The sequence below is a fragment of the Psychromonas sp. KJ10-5 genome, from assembly GCF_055808325.1.
On record NZ_CM147864.1, the window covers coordinates 3,475,679 to 3,497,103 of the forward strand.

The following is a 21,425-nucleotide window of genomic DNA, read 5'->3' on the forward strand; positions in this document are numbered from 1 at the left end:
CGGCTTACATAGCCTGAAGGGACTCTGAACGGAAATAACTTATAGCTACTATTTTTTTAATTAGTAACAGCTGTCGCAATGATATAAATCAATTCCCATCTTAAATATATCTTTAAAAATGCAAACTAGATCTCTTTTGTACATCACAAAACCATCCTAATTGGTGAAGTTAACTATACTTTTTGAGTAGTTTTTGTATTTAATTATTCATTTTATGTATAATGATTGTGAATTTTAGATCAAATAAAGTTTCTGTTAGAGTTAGTTCTTACTGGTGAGGGATGTCTATGAAGGAAAATAATAAGCCATTAATATATCTTTTTTTATGCTTATTTCTGTTGGTCGGTTGTACTTCTGACCAGCATTATCTGGTTGGTCCTACTAAAGACGTTGAGGCTTCAACTAACTCCGATGAATTAGATAAAGTTCAGGTTTTATTCTACTTTGAAAGTGATGATTCTGATAAAAAACAATCAGTTTTAGTTCATTCAGAAACACGCTTATTGGGTGCGTTATTGGATAAATTATATTTTTATTCGGCTTTTTGTGTTGGTGAGGAAGTACTTCGTTTTGAAAAAAGAGAGAAAGGCTTTCATGCTCAAGATACGATCACTAATACTCATTATGGAAGTTTTAAAATAGAAAAAGATCAACCTCTTTATTTAGGGGTTGTTGTGAATCAAGATGGGACTATTGCTACCAATATTACAACTAAAAAAGATGCTGAAAAAGTCGTTGGAAAAATTGTAAATAGGACATTTTTAGTTAATCGAAAAGTTGAAGCGTGTCACCCTCCAATAGTTGAAGCGACTCCTCCCAAGCAAGATGTGAAATTAAAAAATATTGAGTTATCTGCTGATGCATTATTCGCTTTTGATAGTGCGACTTTAAATAAACAGTTAGTAAAAAAGAATATGAGCCACATATTAGAGCAAGTAAATCGTTCTGATATTTCTGTTACCCGCATAGTGGTGAGTGGACATAGTGATCGCTTAGGTGAGGCTGGTTACAACCAAAGGCTTTCTGAAGAAAGAGCTCAGGCTGTTGTTAATTATTTGATTTCCGAAGAAGTCAGAGCTCCAATCGAATCGATCGGCTATGGAAGCCGACAACCCATTACAGATTCTGAATGTTCAAGCCAATTATCTCAAAAATCATTAATTGACTGCTTACAACCCGATAGACGTGTGAGTGTTGAGTTATGGGGTAATTATCAAGATGAATCTACTTTAAGTGCAACAAAATAAACACTGTTTCAATTTTATTAACAGGGTTTTAGGAGGACAAAATGTTTAATGATATTAATATTTTAACACAGGGTACTGAAGGTCAATTAGAAGCTAATATCGTCACCAATGATAGCCTAAGTCCCACTGTCCTCAAAGCACAAGACGGAGTAGCTTATGAGTTACGCGCGGTTGATTCCCAATTAGCACCTCAACAAGTGTTAGTTTCCAGAAATGGATCTGATCTAGAGCTACGTTTTGATGAGTTTGCGACGGTAGATACTCCTGTTGATGCGATCATTGAAGGGTATTACGATCTCCCACAGCCTCCTGCTTTAACAGGGATTTCTGAAACAGGGATTTATTATGATTATGTCCCTCAGACAGGCCTAGAAGATGCCTTGTCATGGAATCTAAGTGATGGTTTTAGTACTTATCAAAGCCTTGGTTACACGCAGGTTGCATCTAATGCTGTTCCTTGGCTTTCAGTTGCTGCTGTTGGTGCTTCTACTGCTGGAGTTGCCGTTGCTGCAACTGCTGTAGCATCTTCAAGCAGTGATGAATCTTCAGCAGAGCCCGACCCATCAATTACAGTAAGCCAGCTTAGTTTAGATACTAAACGTCCAGGGTTTAAGGGGTCAGTAAAAGATCCTAATGCAGAAGTTATATTAACGATTGAAGGCATTGACTATGTCGCTACTAATAATGGTGATGGCACTTGGCAATTAGATGAAAATACCGTTGAACCTCTAGATGAAGGGGAGACGACTTTATCGGTGACTATGATTGATGAACAAGGCAATGCCGACACTATAACAGACACTATTATTGTTGATATGATCCCTGTAGAAGTGACAATAGATAGTTTAGTTACCAATAACACCCTACCAACGCTAACAGGTTCTATTAATGATGCTACAGCAGATATTGTAGTAACACTTAATGGTGTTGATTATGATGCGGTAAATAATGGCGATGGGACTTGGACTTTAGATGGTGACCTTCTTTCTGAATTAGCAGAAGGTGAAGTTGAAGTGAGTGTGTCTGCGAGTGATGAGGCAGGCCATAGCGACAGCGCAACAACAACCATTGAGATTGATACCACCGCACCAGTGGTCAGCGTCGATTCAATTATTACCAATGATACTACTCCAGAATTAACAGGGGCTGTAAATGATCCTACAGCTTCTATTGAAGTTATAGTTGATGGTGTTCAGTATGAAGCGACTAATAATACTGATGGCACTTGGACATTAGCGGATAACACCTTACCTGCATTGGATGATGGTGAAATCGTTATTACGGCTACTGCCACTGATACAGCAGGCAATACAGCAACCAATACCGGTACGGTTGAAGTGGATACGACTGGCTTAAACGTGAGTATTGATGCGTTAGTGACTAACGAGACGTCACCTGCGTTAAGCGGCAGTATTGATGACCCAACTGCGATCGTGATTGTGACGGTCAATGCGGTTGAGTACACCGCAGTGAATAACGAAAATGGAACCTGGAGTTTAGCAGCTGATACTTTACCTGACTTAACCGAAGGGGATGTTGAAGTAAGTGTGTCTGCGAGTGATGAGGTTGGCCATAGCGATAGTTCAACAACAACCATTGAGATTGATACCACCGCACCAGTGGTGAGCGTCGATTCAATTATTACCAATGATACAACTCCTGCGATCACCGGTACGATTGATGATCCAACGGCCGCGGTTGTGGTGACGGTCAATGATATTGAATATACAGCAACCAACAATGCTAATGGTACGTGGACATTAGCGGATAATACTTTACCTGCACTGGATGATGGTGAAATCGTTATTACGGCTACCGCCACTGATACTGCAGGCAATACAGCAACCAATACCGGCACGGTCGAAGTGGATACGACTGGCTTAAACGTGAGTATTGATGCGTTAGTGACTAACGAGACGTCACCTGCGTTAAGCGGTAGCATTGACGACCCAACTGCGATCGTGATTGTGACGGTCAATGCGGTTGATTACACCGCAGTGAATAACGAAAATGGGATCTGGAGTTTAGCGGCTGATACTTTACCTGACTTAACCGAAGGTGAGGTTGAAGTGAGTGTATCTGCGAGTGATGAAGCCGGCCATAGCGATAGCGCAACAACAACCATTGAGATTGATACCACCGCACCAGTGGTGAGCGTCGATTCAATTATTACTACCGATAACACACCGATGTTAACGGGGAGTGTTGACGACAGCACTGCAGTGGTCGTGGTGATGGTTAATGATATTGAATATACAGCAACCAACAATGCTAATGGTACGTGGACATTAGCGGATAATACCTTACCTGCACTGAATGATGGTGAAACCATTATTACGGCTACGGCCACTGATACAGCAGGTAATACAGCAACCAATACCGGCACGGTCGAAGTGGATACGACTGGCTTAAACGTGAGTATTGATGCGTTAGTGACTAACGAGACGTCACCTGCGTTAAGCGGCAGTATTGATGACCCAACTGCGACTGTGATTGTGACGGTCAATGCGGTTGAATACACCGCAGTGAATAACGAAAATGGAACCTGGAGTTTAGCGGCTGATACTTTACCTGACTTAACCGAAGGGGATGTTGAAGTAAGTGTGTCTGCGAGTGATGAAGCCGGCCATAGCGATAGCGCAACAACAACCATTGAGATTGATACCACCGCACCAGTGGTCAGCGTCGATTCAATTATTACCAATGATACAACTCCTGCGATCACCGGTACGATTGATGATCCAACGGCCGCGGTCGTGGTGACGGTCAATGATATTGAATATACAGCAACCAACAATGCTAATGGTACGTGGACATTAGCGGATAACACCTTACCTGCACTGGATGATGGTGAAATCGTTATTACGGCTACGGCCACTGATACAGCAGGTAATACAGCAACCAATACCGGCACGGTCGAAGTAGATACGACTGGCTTAAATGTGAGTATTGATGCGTTAGTGACTAACGAGACGTCACCTGCGTTAAGCGGCAGTATTGATGACCCAACTGCGATCGTGATTGTGACGGTCAATGCGGTTGAGTACACCGCAGTGAATAATGAAAATGGAACCTGGAGTTTAGCAGCTGATACTTTACCTGACTTAACCGAAGGGGATGTTGAAGTAAGTGTGTCTGCGAGTGATGAAGCCGGCCATAGCGACAGCGCAACAACAACCATTGAGATTGATACCACCGCACCAGTGGTGAGCGTCGATTCAATTATCACCAATGATACAACTCCTGCGATCACCGGTACGATTGATGATCCCACGGCAGATGTTGTGGTTACTATCACAGTCGATGGTGAAGAATATACAGCAACCAACAATGCTAATGGTACGTGGACATTAGCAGATAATACTTTACCTGCACTGGATGATGGTGAAACCATTATTACCGTCACTGCTTCAGATGCGGCAGGTAATAGCGCGACAAACACTGGCACGGTTGAAGTGGATACGACTGGCTTAAATGTGAGTATTGATGCGTTAGTGGCTAACGAAACGTCACCTGCGTTAAGCGGCAGTATTGACGACCCAACTGCGACCGTGATTGTGACGGTCAATGCGGTTGAGTACACCGCAGTGAATAATGAAAATGGGACCTGGAGTTTAGCAGCTGATACTTTACCTGACTTAACCGAAGGGGATGTTGAAGTAAGTGTGTCTGCGAGTGATGAAGCCGGCCATAGCGACAGCGCAACAACAACCATTGAGATTGATACCACCGCACCAGTGGTGAGCGTCGATTCAATTATTACCAATGATACAACTCCTGCGATCACCGGTACGATTGATGATCCAACGGCCGCGGTTGTGGTGACGGTCAATGATATTGAATATACAGCAACCAACAATGCTAATGGTACGTGGACATTAGCGGATAATACTTTACCTGCACTGAATGATGGTGAAACCATTATTACCGTCACCGCTTCAGATGCGGCAGGTAATAGCGCGACAAACACCGGTACGGTTGAAGTAGATACGACTGGCTTAAACGTGAGTATTGATGCGTTAGTGACTAACGAGACGTCACCTGCGTTAAGCGGCAGTATTGATGACCCAACTGCGATCGTGATTGTGACGGTCAATGCGGTTGAGTACACCGCAGTGAATAATGAAAATGGAACCTGGAGTTTAGCAGCTGATACTTTACCTGACTTAACCGAAGGTGAGGTTGAAGTGAGTGTATCTGCGAGTGATGAAGCCGGCCATAGCGATAGCGCAACAACAACCATTGAGATTGATACCACCGCACCAGTGGTGAGCGTCGATTCAATTATCACCAATGATACAACTCCTGCGATCACCGGTACGATTGATGATCCCACGGCAGATGTTGTGGTTACTATCACAGTCGATGGTGAAGAATATACAGCAACCAACAATGCTAATGGTACGTGGACATTAGCGGATAATACTTTACCTGCACTGGATGATGGTGAAATCGTTATTACGGCTACTGCCACTGATACAGCAGGCAATACAGCAACCAATACCGGTACGGTTGAAGTGGATACGACTGGCTTAAACGTGAGTATTGATGCGTTAGTGACTAACGAGACGTCACCTGCGTTAAGCGGCAGTATTGATGACCCAACTGCGACTGTGATTGTGACGGTCAATGCGGTTGAGTACACCGCAGTGAATAACGAAAATGGAACCTGGAGTTTAGCGGCTGATACTTTACCTGACTTAACCGAAGGGGATGTTGAAGTAAGTGTATCTGCGAGTGATGAGGCCGGCCATAGCGACAGTGCAACAACAACCATTGAGATTGATACCACCGCACCAGTGGTCAGCGTCGATTCAATTAATACCAATGATACTACTCCAGAATTAACAGGGACTGTAAATGATCCTACAGCTTCTATTGAAGTTATAGTTGATGGTGTTCAGTATGACGCGACTAATAATACTGATGGCACTTGGACATTAGCGGATAACACCTTACCTGCATTGGATGATGGTGAAATCGTTATTACGGCTACTGCCACTGATACAGCAGGCAATACAGCAACCAATACCGGTACGGTTGAAGTGGATACGACTGGCTTAAACGTGAGTATTGATGCGTTAGTGACTAACGAGACGTCACCTGCGTTAAGCGGCAGTATTGATGACCCAACAGCCACTGTGATTGTGACGGTCAATGCGGTTGAGTACACCGCAGTGAATAACGGTGATAACACCTGGAGTTTAGCGGCTGATACTTTACCTGACTTAGCAGAAGGAGAAATTGAGATTGTTGTTGTTGCTGAAGATAATTCAGGAAATAGTGATACTAATATAAAAGTAATAGAAATTGATACTACGAGCCCAGTAGTCAGTGTTGATTCAACGATTACTACTGATAACACGCCGATGTTAACAGGTAGTGTTGACGACAGCACTGCAGTGGTCGTGGTGACGGTCAATGGCATTGAATATACAGCAACCAACAATACTAATGGTACGTGGACATTAGCGGATAACACCTTACCTGCATTGGATGATGGTGAAACCATTATTACCGTCACCGCTTCAGATGCGGCAGGTAATAGCGCGACAAACACCGGTACGGTTGAAGTGGATACGACTGGCTTAAACGTGAGTATTGATGCGTTAGTGACTAACGAGACGTCACCTGCGTTAAGCGGCAGTATTGACGACCCAACAGCCACCGTGATTGTGACAGTCAATGCGATTGATTACACCGCAGTGAATAACGAAAATGGGACCTGGAGTTTAGCGGCTGATACTTTACCTGACTTAACCGAAGGGGATGTTGAAGTAGGTGTGTCTGCGAGTGATGAAGCCGGCCATAGCGATAGCGCAACAACAACCATTGAGATTGATACCACCGCACCAGTGGTCAGCGTCGATTCAATTATTACCAATGATACAACTCCTGCGATCACCGGTACGATTGATGATCCAACGGCCGCGGTCGTGGTGATGGTTAATGATATTGAATATACAGCAACCAACAATGCTAATGGTACGTGGACATTAGCGGATAATACCTTACCTGCACTGAATGATGGTGAAACCATTATTACGGCTACGGCCACTGATACAGCAGGTAATACAGCAACCAATACCGGCACGGTCGAAGTGGATACGACTGGCTTAAACGTGAGTATTGATGCGTTAGTGACTAACGAGACGTCACCTGCGTTAAGCGGCAGTATTGATGACCCAACTGCGATCGTGATTGTGACGGTCAATGCGGTTGAATACACCGCAGTGAATAATGAAAATGGAACCTGGAGTTTAGCAGCTGATACTTTACCTGACTTAACCGAAGGTGAGGTTGAAGTGAGTGTATCTGCGAGTGATGAAGCCGGCCATAGCGATAGCGCAACAACAACCATTGAGATTGATACCACCGCACCAGTGGTGAGCGTCGATTCAATTATTACCAATGATACAACTCCTGCGATCACCGGCACGATTGATGATCCCACGGCAGATGTTGTGGTTACTATTACAGTCGATGGTGAAGAATATACAGCAACCAACAATGCTAATGGTACGTGGACATTAGCGGATAATACTTTACCTGCACTGAATGATGGTGAAACCATTATTACCGTCACCGCTTCAGATGCGGCAGGTAATAGCGCGACAAACACCGGTACGGTTGAAGTAGATACGACTGGCTTAAACGTGGGTATTGATGCGTTAGTGACTAACGAGACGTCACCTGCGTTAAGCGGCAGTATTGATGACCCAACTGCGACTGTGATTGTGACGGTCAATGCGGTTGAATACACCGCAGTGAATAACGAAAATGGAACCTGGAGTTTAGCGGCCGATACTTTACCTGACTTAACCGAAGGTGAGGTTGAAGTGAGTGTGTCTGCGAGTGATGAGGTTGGCCATAGCGACAGTGCAACAACAACCATTGAGATTGATACGACTGCACCAGTGGTCAGCGTCGATTCAATTATTACCAATGATACAACTCCTGCGATCACCGGTACGATTGATGATCCCACGGCAGATGTTGTGGTTACTATCACAGTCGATGGTGAAGAATATACAGCAACCAACAATGCTAATGGTACGTGGACATTAGCGGATAATACTTTACCTGCACTGGATGATGGTGAAACCATTATTACCGTCACTGCTTCAGATGCGGCAGGTAATAGCGCGACAAACACCGGTACGGTTGAAGTAGATACGACTGGCTTAAACGTGAGTATTGATGCGTTAGTGACTAACGAGACGTCACCTGCGTTAAGCGGCAGTATTGATGACCCAACTGCGACTGTGATTGTGACGGTCAATGCGGTTGAATACACCGCAGTGAATAACGAAAATGGAACCTGGAGTTTAGCGGCTGATACTTTACCTGACTTAACCGAAGGTGAGGTTGAAGTGAGTGTATCTGCGAGTGATGAAGCCGGCCATAGCGATAGCGCAACAACAACCATTGAGATTGATACCACCGCACCAGTGGTGAGCGTCGATTCAATTATTACTACCGATAACACACCGATGTTAACGGGGAGTGTTGACGACAGCACTGCAGTGGTCGTGGTGATGGTTAATGATATTGAATATACAGCAACCAACAATGCTAATGGTACGTGGACATTAGCGGATAATACCTTACCTGCACTGAATGATGGTGAAACCATTATTACGGCTACGGCCACTGATACAGCAGGTAATACAGCAACCAATACCGGCACGGTCGAAGTGGATACGACTGGCTTAAACGTGAGTATTGATGCGTTAGTGACTAACGAGACGTCACCTGCGTTAAGCGGCAGTATTGACGACCCAACAGCCACCGTGATTGTGACAGTCAATGCGATTGATTACACCGCAGTGAATAACGAAAATGGGACCTGGAGTTTAGCGGCTGATACTTTACCTGACTTAACCGAAGGGGATGTTGAAGTAGGTGTGTCTGCGAGTGATGAAGCCGGCCATAGCGATAGCGCAACAACAACCATTGAGATTGATACCACCGCACCAGTGGTCAGCGTCGATTCAATTATTACCAATGATACAACTCCTGCGATCACCGGTACGATTGATGATCCAACGGCCGCGGTCGTGGTGACGGTCAATGATATTGAATATACAGCAACCAACAATGCTAATGGTACGTGGACATTAGCGGATAACACCTTACCTGCACTGGATGATGGTGAAATCGTTATTACGGCTACGGCCACTGATACAGCAGGTAATACAGCAACCAATACCGGCACGGTCGAAGTGGATACGACTGGCTTAAATGTGAGTATTGATGCGTTAGTGACTAACGATACGTCACCTGCGTTAAGCGGCAGTATTGACGACCCAACTGCGACCGTGATTGTGACGGTCAATGCGGTTGATTACACCGCAGTGAATAACGAAAATGGGACCTGGAGTTTAGCGGCTGATACTTTACCTGACTTAACCGAAGGGGATGTTGAAGTAAGTGTGTCTGCGAGTGATGAGGCCGGCCATAGCGACAGCGCAACAACAACCATTGAAATTGATACCACCGCACCAGTGGTCAGCGTCGATTCAATTATTACCAATGATACAACTCCTGCGATCACCGGTACGATTGATGATCCAACGGCCGCGGTCGTGGTGACGGTCAATGATATTGAATATACAGCAACCAACAATGCTAATGGTACGTGGACATTAGCGGATAACACCTTACCTGCACTGGATGATGGTGAAATCGTTATTACGGCTACGGCCACTGATACAGCAGGTAATACAGCAACCAATACCGGCACGGTCGAAGTGGATACGACTGGCTTAAATGTGAGTATTGATGCGTTAGTGACTAACGAGACGTCACCTGCGTTAAGCGGCAGTATTGACGACCCAACTGCGACCGTGATTGTGACGGTCAATGCGGTTGATTACACCGCAGTGAATAACGAAAATGGGACCTGGAGTTTAGCGGCTGATACTTTACCTGACTTAACCGAAGGGGATGTTGAAGTAAGTGTGTCTGCGAGTGATGAGGCCGGCCATAGCGACAGCGCAACAACAACCATTGAAATTGATACCACCGCACCAGTGGTGAGCGTCGATTCAATTATTACCAATGATACAACTCCTGCGATCACCGGTACGATTGATGATCCCACGGCAGATGTTGTGGTTACTATCACAGTCGATGGTGAAGAATATACAGCAACCAACAATGCTAATGGTACGTGGACATTAGCAGATAATACCTTACCTGCACTGAATGACGGTGAAACCATTATTACTGTCACTGCTTCAGATGCGGCAGGTAATAGCGCGACAAACACTGGCACGGTTGAAGTGGATACGACTGGCTTAAACGTGGGTATTGATGCGTTAGTGACTAACGAGACGTCACCTGCGTTAAGCGGCAGTATTGACGACCCAACAGCCACCGTGATTGTGACAGTCAATGCGGTTGAGTACACCGCAGTGAATAACGAAAATGGGACCTGGAGTTTAGCGGCTGATACTTTACCTGACTTAACCGAAGGTGAGGTTGAAGTAAGTGTGTCTGCGAGTGATGAAGCCGGCCATAGCGATAGCGCAACAACAACCATTGAGATTGATACCACCGCACCAGTGGTCAGCGTCGATTCAATTATTACTACCGATAACACACCGATGTTAACGGGGAGTGTTGACGATGCGATAGCAGTGGTTGTGGTGACGGTTAATGATATTGAATATACAGCAACCAACAATGCTAATGGTACGTGGACATTAGCAGATAATACTTTACCTGCACTGGATGATGGTGAAACCATTATTACCGTCACTGCTTCAGATGCGGCAGGTAATAGCGCGACAAACACTGGCACGGTTGAAGTGGATACGACTGGCTTAAACGTGAGTATTGATGCGTTAGTGACTAACGAGACGTCACCTGCGTTAAGCGGTAGCATTGACGACCCAACAGCGACCGTGATTGTGACAGTCAATGCGGTTGAGTACACCGCAGTGAATAATGAAAATGGGACCTGGAGTTTAGCGGCCGATACTTTACCTGACTTAACGGAAGGTGAGGTTGAAGTGAGTGTGTCTGCGAGTGATGAGGCCGGCCATAGCGACAGCGCAACGACAACCATTGAGATTGATACCACCGCACCAGTGGTGAGCGTCGATTCAATTATTACCAATGATAAAACTCCTGCGATCACCGGTACGATTGATGATCCCACGGCAGATGTTGTGGTTACTATCACAGTCGATGGTGAAGAATATACAGCAACCAACAATGCTAATGGTACGTGGACATTAGCGGATAACACCTTACCTGCACTGGATGATGGTGAAACCATTATTACCGTCACTGCTTCAGATGCGGCGGATAATAGCGCGACAAACACTGGCACGGTTGAAGTGGATACGACTGGCTTAAACGTGAGTATTGATGCGTTAGTGACTAACGAGACGTCACCTGCGTTAAGCGGCAGTATTGACGACCCAACTGCGACCGTGATTGTGACGGTTAATGCGGTTGAGTATACCGCAGTGAATAACGAAAATGGGACCTGGAGTTTAGCGGCCGATACTTTACCTGACTTAACCGAAGGTGATGTTGAAGTGAGTGTGTCTGCGAGTGATGAGGCCGGCCATAGCGACAGTGCAACAACAACCATTGAGATTGATACCACCGCACCAGTGGTGAGCGTCGATTCAATTATTACTACCGATAACACACCGATGTTAACGGGTAGTGTTGACGATGCGATAGCAGTGGTTGTAGTGACGGTTAATGATATTGAATATACAGCAACCAACAATACTAATGGCACGTGGACATTAGCGGATAACGAATTAGCAGCACTGACTGAGGGTGACATCGCAGTAAGTGTGGTGGCAACGGATACGGCGAATAACAGCAGTGACGCTGCAACCGGCACCATCACTTTAGACTTAACGGCGCCAACAGTCGCGGTGACGTCAATCACTACAAACGATACAACGCCTGCGTTAAGTGGCACGGTAAATGATAATGATGCCACGGTTGTTGTGACCGTGAATGGCATTGAATTCGATGCCACTAACAATGGTAATGGCACGTGGACGTTAGCGGATAATGAATTAGTCGCATTAACCGAAGGTGAAATTGCGGTGAGTGTGGTGGCAACGGATACGGCGAATAACAGCAGTGACGCTGCAACCGGCACCATCACTTTAGACTTAACGGCGCCAACAGTCGCGGTGACGTCAATCACTACAAACGATACAACGCCTGCGTTAACCGGCACAGTAAATGATAATGATGCAACGGTTGTAGTGACGGTCAATGATATTGAATACGATGCTACTAATAATGGCAACGGCACGTGGACGTTAGCGGATAATGAATTAGCGGCATTAACCGAAGGTGAAATTGCGGTGAGTGTGGTGGCAACAGATACGGCGAATAACAGCAGTGACGCTGCAACCGGCACCATCACTTTAGACTTAACGGCGCCAACAGTCGCGGTGACGTCAATCACTACAAACGATACAACGCCTGCGTTAAGTGGCACAGTAAATGATAATGATGCAACGGTTGTTGTGACCGTGAATGGTATTGAATACGATGCCACTAACAATGGTAATGGCACGTGGACGTTAGCGGATAATGAATTAGTCGCATTAACCGAAGGTGAAATTGCGGTGAGTGTGGTGGCAACAGATACGGCGAACAACAGCAGTGACGCTACAACCGGCACCATCACTTTAGACTTAACGGCGCCAACAGTCGCGGTGACGTCAATCACTACAAACGATACAACGCCTGCGTTAAGTGGCACGGTAAATGATAATGATGCTACGGTTGTTGTGACCGTGAATGGTATTGAATACGATGCCACTAACAATGGTAATGGCACGTGGACGTTAGCGGATAATGAATTAGTCGCATTAACCGAAGGTGAAATTGCGGTGAGTGTGGTGGCAACAGATACGGCGAACAACAGCAGTGACGTTGCAACTGGCACAATTACCGTTGATTTAACAGCACCAACGGTAGCGGTGACGTCAATCACTACAAACGATACAACTCCTGCGATCACCGGTACGATTGATGATCCAACGGCCGCGGTTGTGGTGACGGTCAATGATATTGAATATACAGCAACGAACAATGGTAATGGCACGTGGACATTAGCTGATAATGAATTAGCCGCATTAACCGAAGGTGAAATTGCGGTGAGTGTGGTGGCAACAGATACGGCGAATAACAGCAGTGACGTTGCAACTGGCACAATTACCGTTGATTTAATAGCGCCAACGGTAGCGGTGACGTCAATCACTACAAACGATACAACTCCTGCGATCACCGGTACGATTGATGATCCAACGGCCGCGGTTGTGGTGACGGTCAATGATATTGAATATACAGCAACGAACAATGGTAATGGCACGTGGACGTTAGCGGATAACGAATTAGCAGCACTGACTGAGGGTGACATCGCAGTAAGTGTGGTGGCAACGGATACGGCGAACAACAGCAGTGACGTTGCAACCGGCACAATTACCATTGATTTAACAGCGCCTACTGTAGACGATCTATTATTAACGATAGATGAATCAAATCTTGCGACTACAGTTTCTGTTTCAGGTTCTTTAACCATTTCTGAGGAGCTAAGTAACCTTACATTAATAGCACCTACAGATGTTTATACATCACAAGGAGAAGCCGTTACTTGGACCTTAACAACAGGTGCGCAAAATACGCAGATATTAACAGGTAGCACTAGTTCTGGTGATGTAGCAATACTCTCATTAGATAGTGATGGTAATTATAATTTCGACTTAGTTGCTCCACTTGATCATATAGCCCAAGGAAGTGATGAATTAACTGTCGCATTTGGTGTTGAGGCGACAGATCTCGTTGGTAATATTGGTGAAACAGCGCAGTTAGTTGTCAATGTTATAGATGATATTGCTAGTGTAATCGCATATCAACAGGAGGTCGTTGATACGGTTAATACTTTATATAGTGGCGATATTGTGGTTAACGCTGGTGCGGATGGCGTTGAGGTATCAACTATCACAATAGATGGATATACCTTTAGTTACGATACTGACAGTAACTTAATTACCACTTATGGTAGCTCTGATATTGTGAATGCTTTTGAGGAAACAGACTATGATACTGACACTCAAATATTAACTATAGATACTATTAAAGGTGAAACTATCACCGTTGATTTAGCCTCAGGTGAATACAGCTATACCACAACAGGAGTTGCAGACGTTGAAGCTACCGTTGAATCTAGCCCTGAAGTCGCATTAGGTGCAGATAATTCTTTATTAGGATTAGTAGGCGTTGATGCTTTGAATCTTATTGATTTCAGCTCGAGCCAAGCGTTTTCTGCAATTGATGCTAATAATGATATAACACAGGTTGTTATCTCTACTGAAAGTATAAGTGTTAACTTAGGTTATGCTGGTTTCAAGTATTCAATTGATATGGCTAAAGAGTTTGGTCTGAAAATCGTTACAGATGATTTAGGCTTTTTAATTGGGACTACTGCCTCAATTATCATTACATCTTTAGATGATTCAACCATTACTAATCAACAATTGAATGAGTTTCTTGGAAGTGTGTATTGGAAGGAAGTTGGTGTTTCACTTGGTGTATTACCTACTTTAACAATTACAGCTACTGACTCAGAAGGCAATGCTGTCAGTTCTACGAACTCGGACCTCGCTTCTCTTGGACTTTTATCAACAGGTGATAGTCCTGATTACTTGTTTGAAGGCGATGATAATGCAAATACAAATACAAGCTTAACTGGCAGCGAACGTATTTATGGTTACGGTGGCAATGACACTTTAAATGGTGGCGAAGGTGCAGATCTATTACGTGGTGGTGCTGGTAACGATATATTAGATGGTGGAACAGGTAACGATATCCTTATTGGTGGAATAGGTAATGATACCTTAACTGGCGGTACAGGAAATGATGTGTTCCGTTGGGAAACCGTTGATGTAGCTAGTGTTGATACTATTACCGACTTTGAAATGGGACCTGTTGCGGGTGGTGCTGATATTATTGACCTTGCTGAATTATTAAATGGCGAAGGTAAAATAGGTACCTCAGGTGCAGGTAATTTATCTAACTTCTTACACTTTGAATTTGATGGAACAGATACAACACTTTATATCAGTGCAGATGGTGACTTCCAAGGTGGTTATACAACAGCAGAGATTGATCAAAGCATCATATTTAGTGGAGTAGATATCACAGAAGGGCTTTCTACTGACCAAGATATTATTGAAAACTTACTTGCGAATGGCAATTTATTAGTTGATGACCTCGCCTTAGGAGACGATGTTCTAGGTGGGACTACAACTATCGATATTGACTTAGTTGATGGTGATGGTGATATTTCCCAAGCAACCGTTGATTTTGAAAGCTCGGGTGCTGCTCCAGAGGTTATTTCAAATGTTGATAATACTGCACCAATCGTGTGTGCTTCGAATACTTCTTTATTAGGGTTAGTAGCAGTCCAAGCGTTAGACATTATTAACTTAGATAACCAAGCCCTTACTGCAATAGATATTGATGGTAACTTGACTAGTGTGGAAGTGAATTACCAAGCCTTGTTAGATGTCAGCTTAACAGAGCTAACATTAGCTGCATCAAACGAAATGGCTGCCGAGTTAGGGCTACAAATAGAAGTCAGTAATAACTCTGGTTTATTAGGGCTTGTTACAGCTTCTTCGACGCTCACTATTACCGCAGTAGATGGCGGCACAATAGATAATCAATCAATTAATGAATTACTAGCAACAGTTCAATTTTATGATAATGAAGGGCTATTAGGCGGAGCGCTTGAATTAAATGTACAAGCTGATGTGTTAAATAACTTAACGATCACGGCAACTGATTCAGAAGGTGCAAGTAGTAGTGGCTCATTAGGTGACCTCGTAAGTGCTGATGCTCTTAACGATATCCTATTTGATATTGATACGGTTAAAGAAGGTGATAGCGGTCAAAACGAAATGGACTATGGCTATAGTTCAAGCGGCCTTCGTTTATATGGTTACGGTGATAATGACGTATTGATAGGCGGCAGTGGTAATGACCTTATCCGTGGAGGATCTGGTGATGATAATTTAATCGGTGGTGCTGGTAACGATATGCTTATCGATGGTAGCGGTAGCGATACTTTCAGTGGTGGTGATGGAGATGATTTAATCTCTATTTCAGGTGGTCAGTTTGAAAGTATTGATGGCGGTGAAGGTAGTGATACTTTAATGCTTGATGATGGACTAGATTTAGACTTGAGCGATGCCAACATCGGTGCTATCACTAATATCGAAACGATTGACTTAAGTGAAGGCGAAACTGGTAATGTGTTAAAACTCACTGAAGAAACGGTGAAAGCATTAACGGATGAGGAAGATACGTTAACCATTAATGGTGATGCTAATGATTCTGTTGATATGGAAGGTGCTACATTTGCCGGAAGTTCGGTAGTGAATGGAGTTGCTTATAACGAGTATCACTTAGGTACTACAACCTTGTATGTTGACGAAGAGATAGGGACAACTATTTAATATGCCCATTAAACGTTACTTTATAGTTATGCTGCTTTTATGTGCTAAGGGCAGCAGTGTTTATGCTTTAGATGAATATAATCAAAGTACTAATCAGTTTTCTTTAGTGCAGTTAGTGAATATAGGGTTAGCAAATAACCCTAAAATCAAAGTAGAAGAGGCGAAAATCCAAAGTGCTATTACGCAAATAAAAGTGGAAGAGGGGGGCTATTGGCCCTCTTTAGATTTATCGGTTGGACCAGAGCACGGGTTATATGGAGAGCTAGGTTACGATGTGACTCTTTCACAAACCTTGTATGACTGGGGGAAAGTAGCGAGTAATATCGATTCAGCCACAGCGAAGAAAGTAAAACAAGTACATGCTTTATTAAGTGCTCGATCGGAAGTTGCATTAGAGGTCATTGAGGTTTGCTATGAGATCTACACTGCGCGGGAAAAATTAAACGTATTACAGCAGTATCAAAGTGAGCTACATAGTATTTATTTGTTAGCTAAAGAACGAGATAATTATCAATTTAGCGACAGCTCAGAATTAAGTAAAGTATTTAAATATCAAGCTTATGTTGATGAGCAATTTGCAACTATTCAGGGCGAACTTAAAGCGGCAGAACGGCTTTATATATTACTTCTTAGACAACCTCCTAGCACCCTACCTCAATTTACTGAGTCATTCGACATATTTGAACAATTGAATACTCAAGATAAATTAGAGGAAAATATTGTTCAATCTCCTGATTATATGCAAGCTCAGCAAGATATTTATATTGCTGAATTTGATGCTAAAAGTGCCAGTGCGGGCTTGAAGCCTAATGTGGTGTTGGAAGCAAGTACGATAAAAAGAGATGTAAATGGTGTACTTACTAAAGACTCTTCTATTGGCATTAATGTAAAAATGCAAATTAACCAAGGTCTATCTGCCTATTATCAAGCGCAATCTGAACTACAATTAGTAGAAGCTGCAAAATGGGAGTTACAGTCAGTACATCGTGATTTAGCACGAGAGTTTGGTTCTGATAGTGAAAGTAGAATTGCGTTACGACAAAGAGTCGAAGCGTTAAAATATCAAGTTAAAGAATCTTCGCATTTAGTCAAAGTTTATTTAGACCAATTCAGTGCAGGTTTAAGAACTATTGAAGATCTATTGACCAATGAAGCGGAGACATTCCAATTAAAAACGCAGTTAATTAGTGCTTCATCAGAATATCAAATGTTGCCTTATCGTACCGCTTCAAAACTAGGCATGTTGAATAAGCTATTATTGCTGCAAGGTGAGAGAGAAAGATACTAATGGAAAAAGGAACAGAACAACAACAAGAAAAAACGCTTCCTCATTCTTCTCGTCGATTCCAATTTACAAAAGTACAAAAAGATCCTTTAAGAAAAGGCCTTGTTTTGTTTTGTGGATTATTTGACCGAAAAGTAACCTCTTCTGAGTTAGCTGATGGTTATCCACTGCATGAAGGAAAGTTGGCATTAGATTATGTTCCGCGTTCCCTTGCTCGTATAGGCTTGTCTGCACGTGTTGTGGATATTGAACTTGAAGATATCTTTGAACGTTTATTGCCAGCGTTATTATTAACTGAGTCTGGTACTACGGTTATTCTTTCAGAGTTAGATCTTAAACAAGGTACAGCAAAAGTTTTATTGCCAGAGACTGGAGGCGGTATTAATGATCTCAGCCTTGATGAACTCAAAGATATTTATACAGGTACTGCTATTCTTGCTAAACCTAAGTTTAGAAAAGATGATCGTGCTGGAAACTATGCAAAAGAAGCAAATGAACACTGGTTTAAAGGGCCATTATCTCGTTGTTGGCCTGCCTATGCAGAAGTCGCAGTTGCTTCTTTTGTCGCAAATTTATTAGCTGTAGCAACTTCATTATTTGCTTTACAAGTTTACGATAGAGTCGTACCGAATAGTGCATTTGATACGCTTTTTGTTCTCTCCTCTGGAGTTATCCTCGCCATTATTCTGGATTTTGTTATTAGAGTGATACGTGCGCATTTATTAGATGCCACAGGGAAGCGTCTGGATATAAAACTATCCTCTCTATTGTTTGAACGAGTGATGCAGATTCGTTTATCTGCTAAACCTGGATCTACTGGTGCTTTCAGCAGCCAGATTAGAGAGTTTGAAAGTGTTCGTGAATTCTTTACCTCTTCAACAGCAGCGACTATCAGTGATTTTCCTTTTATTATTATCTTCTTAAGTGTGATTGCTTACATTGGTGGTTCTGTAGTCTGGGTACCTGTGATCGGTATTTTATTAATGTTACTACCTAGTTTATTGATGCAAAAAAAGTTAGCTAAATTATCTCGTGCAAACCTTAGAGAAGGCGCGATTAAACACGGTTTAATGTTAGAAGTAATAGACAATTTAGAAACAGTAAAGACGACGCGAGCAGAAGGGAGGAATTTAAAGTTATGGGAAGAGTTGTCAGCGCAACTAGCCGATGAAAATGTGCTACTTAAAAGAATTCATTCCTTTTTAACTTTAGGTGCTTCGATGACTCAACAGCTTTGTTATGTTGGCGTGCTAATTATTGGTGTTTTCGAAATCAATAATGGCAATCTAACGATAGGTGGTTTGATTGCTTGTACCATGTTGGTTTCTCGTACTATTGCGCCTGTAAATCAAATGGCCGGTGTATTGGTTCGTTGGCAACATGTAAAAGTTGCCCTTGAAGGCCTAGATGAACTAATGAATGCACCTATTGAACGTACTGTGGATCGTAAGTTTGTACGTAAACCTGATTTAAAGGGCGAGTATCACGTAGATAATATTAAGTTTCGTTATTCTCAAGAAGATGCATTGACTCTAGATATTCAAGACTTAAAAATTACAGCTGGTAGTCGAGTTATGCTATTGGGTTGTAATGGTGCCGGCAAGTCGACGTTATTGCGAATATTAGCAGGGTTAAGCGATCCAAGTGATGGTCGAGTATTAATGGATAATGTCAATTTAGGACAAATAGACCCTAGTGATCGACGTCAAGGGATAGGTTATCTGCCACAAGATATCGCATTATTTCATGGTACTTTACGAGATAATCTATTGCTCGATGGTGAAAGCCATAGCGACAATGAATTATTCGAAGCGTTGGATGCAATCGGTTTAGGTACTGCAGCCAGAGAGCACCCTTTAGGTCTAGATTTGCCTATTTTAGGGAATGGCAGTGTGTCGGGTGGACAGCGACAAGCAATTGGATTAGCGCGTATTATATTACAAGATCCACGCATTGTTTTAATGGATGAGCCGACTGCTGCATTTGACCAAAATAGTGAAGAAAAAGTATTGGTTTTTCTTAACCAATGGCTGAAAGGACGGACACTTATTATGTCCACACATAAAAGAAGGATGTTATCGATTGGGCAAAGAGGAGTGGTTCTGCATAAAGGGAAAGTGATCATGGATGGTTCATTAAAAGAAATTCTTTCTACTAATAAACAGGGCAAGTCTAATGTCTAAACAGCATAAGCAATCACGATTATTAAGGTCTTTAAATGACCCAGAGTATACGGTTATGCACCCTGCGGCAAAACCAGGCTTATGGTTAAGTATCTTAACGGTGATTTTATTCGTGGTATGGGCAAGTTTTGCAGAAATAGATGAAGTAACACGAGGTGAGGGGCGCATTATCCCTTCGAGCCGTTTACAAATGATCCAAAGCTTAGAGGGGGGAATTATTGAAGCTCTGCTAGTGGATGAAGGCGATATGGTAGAGGCTGGGCAAGTGTTAGTCAGCTTAGATCAAACAAGATTTTACGCAGCTTACATGGAAGGGCTTAGCCAAGCTGTTGCCTTGAAAGCAGCGATTGCTCGATTAGACTCAGAAGTAAAAAATCAAAATACGATCACTTTCCCCGATGGATTCGATTTAGATACACCTGAAGCGAAATCTGAAATAGCACTGTTTAAAGCTCGTCGAGATAGAAAACAGCAAACAATTGCATCTTTGCAACGTGAAATTGATATATCCAACAAAGAGTATTCTGTACTGAAACCATTAGTAAAACGTAAAGCTGTCAGTAAGATGGAATTATTGAAAGTTGATAAAACCATCGAAGAGTTAAAAGGGAAGGTGGCTAGTGTAAATAATAGTTATATGCAGGACGCTTATACAGAGCTTACCGAGAAAAAAGGCTATTTAAATGCGTTAATGGAAACATTAGTACAGAAGGAAGATCAATTAAAACGTACTCAAATTGTGTCGCCAGTACGTGGACAAATTAACGATATTTTAGTCACAACAAGAGGTGGTGTCATTCAACCTGGTGAACCGATCATGAAGGTGTTACCTGTTGATGACCAGCTATTAATTGAAGCACGTATTAAACCTAAAGATGTTGCATTTTTAGCACCAGGTATGAAAGCAAAAGTGAAAATTACCGCCTATGACTATACTATTTATGGTGATTTAGAAGGTACATTGGAACAAATCAGTGCGGATACATTTGAAGAAGATACGGCAAAAGGTAAAGAATATTATTACCAAGTTTTAATACATACAGATAAAAATTATCTTGAACGTAATGGTGAAAAATTGCCAATTAGGCCAGGTATGATAACTCAAGTGGATATACTTGGCGCTAAGCGAACTGTACTTAGCTATTTATTAAAACCATTAATTAAAGCATCGCTTTATTAATGTATTTACACCGCT

The 21,425-nt window shown here is 42.9% G+C and carries 5 protein-coding genes; all 5 read left to right on the forward strand.

The genetic code is table 11. The features are described 5' to 3' along the window. Window positions 1-287 precede the first annotated feature (287 nt). Genes AC0L3W_RS15345 through AC0L3W_RS15365 form a run of 5 tightly spaced genes read left to right on the forward strand, consistent with a single transcriptional unit; the run spans window position 288 to window position 21,410 of the window. The gene (locus tag AC0L3W_RS15345) at window positions 288-1,247 is read left to right on the forward strand and encodes an OmpA family protein (protein WP_409440126.1); all 960 of its coding nucleotides are present in this window, start codon (window positions 288-290) and stop codon (window positions 1,245-1,247) included. Window positions 1,248-1,288: 41 nt separating this feature from the next. Next, window positions 1,289-16,762 (forward strand): Ig-like domain-containing protein, encoded by a 15,474-nt coding sequence (locus AC0L3W_RS15350; RefSeq protein ID WP_409440125.1) that lies wholly within the window; start codon window positions 1,289-1,291, stop codon window positions 16,760-16,762. Between the two features lies 1 nt (window position 16,763). After that, window positions 16,764-18,050 (forward strand): TolC family protein, encoded by a 1,287-nt coding sequence (locus AC0L3W_RS15355; RefSeq protein WP_409440124.1) that lies wholly within the window; start codon window positions 16,764-16,766, stop codon window positions 18,048-18,050. Next, complete coding sequence (locus AC0L3W_RS15360; RefSeq protein WP_409440123.1) at window positions 18,050-20,230, forward strand: type I secretion system permease/ATPase; 2,181 nt, start codon at window positions 18,050-18,052, stop codon at window positions 20,228-20,230. Before AC0L3W_RS15355 ends, AC0L3W_RS15360 begins: the two co-directional genes overlap by 1 nt. Beyond that, entirely contained in the window at window positions 20,223-21,410 is a 1,188-nt protein-coding gene (locus tag AC0L3W_RS15365; protein WP_290041450.1) for a beta-barrel domain-containing protein, read from the forward strand. The genes AC0L3W_RS15360 and AC0L3W_RS15365 overlap by 8 nt, the downstream gene beginning before the upstream one ends. Window positions 21,411-21,425 lie beyond the last annotated feature (15 nt).

Coding starts and splice junctions, on each gene's coding strand:
- AC0L3W_RS15345 (WP_409440126.1), top strand. CDS start 288: ATGAAGGAAAATAATAAGCCATTAATATATCTTTTTTTATGCTTATTT.
- AC0L3W_RS15350 (WP_409440125.1), top strand. CDS start 1,289: ATGTTTAATGATATTAATATTTTAACACAGGGTACTGAAGGTCAATTA.
- AC0L3W_RS15360 (WP_409440123.1), top strand. CDS start 18,050: ATGGAAAAAGGAACAGAACAACAACAAGAAAAAACGCTTCCTCATTCT.
- AC0L3W_RS15355 (WP_409440124.1), top strand. CDS start 16,764: ATGCCCATTAAACGTTACTTTATAGTTATGCTGCTTTTATGTGCTAAG.
- AC0L3W_RS15365 (WP_290041450.1), top strand. CDS start 20,223: ATGTCTAAACAGCATAAGCAATCACGATTATTAAGGTCTTTAAATGAC.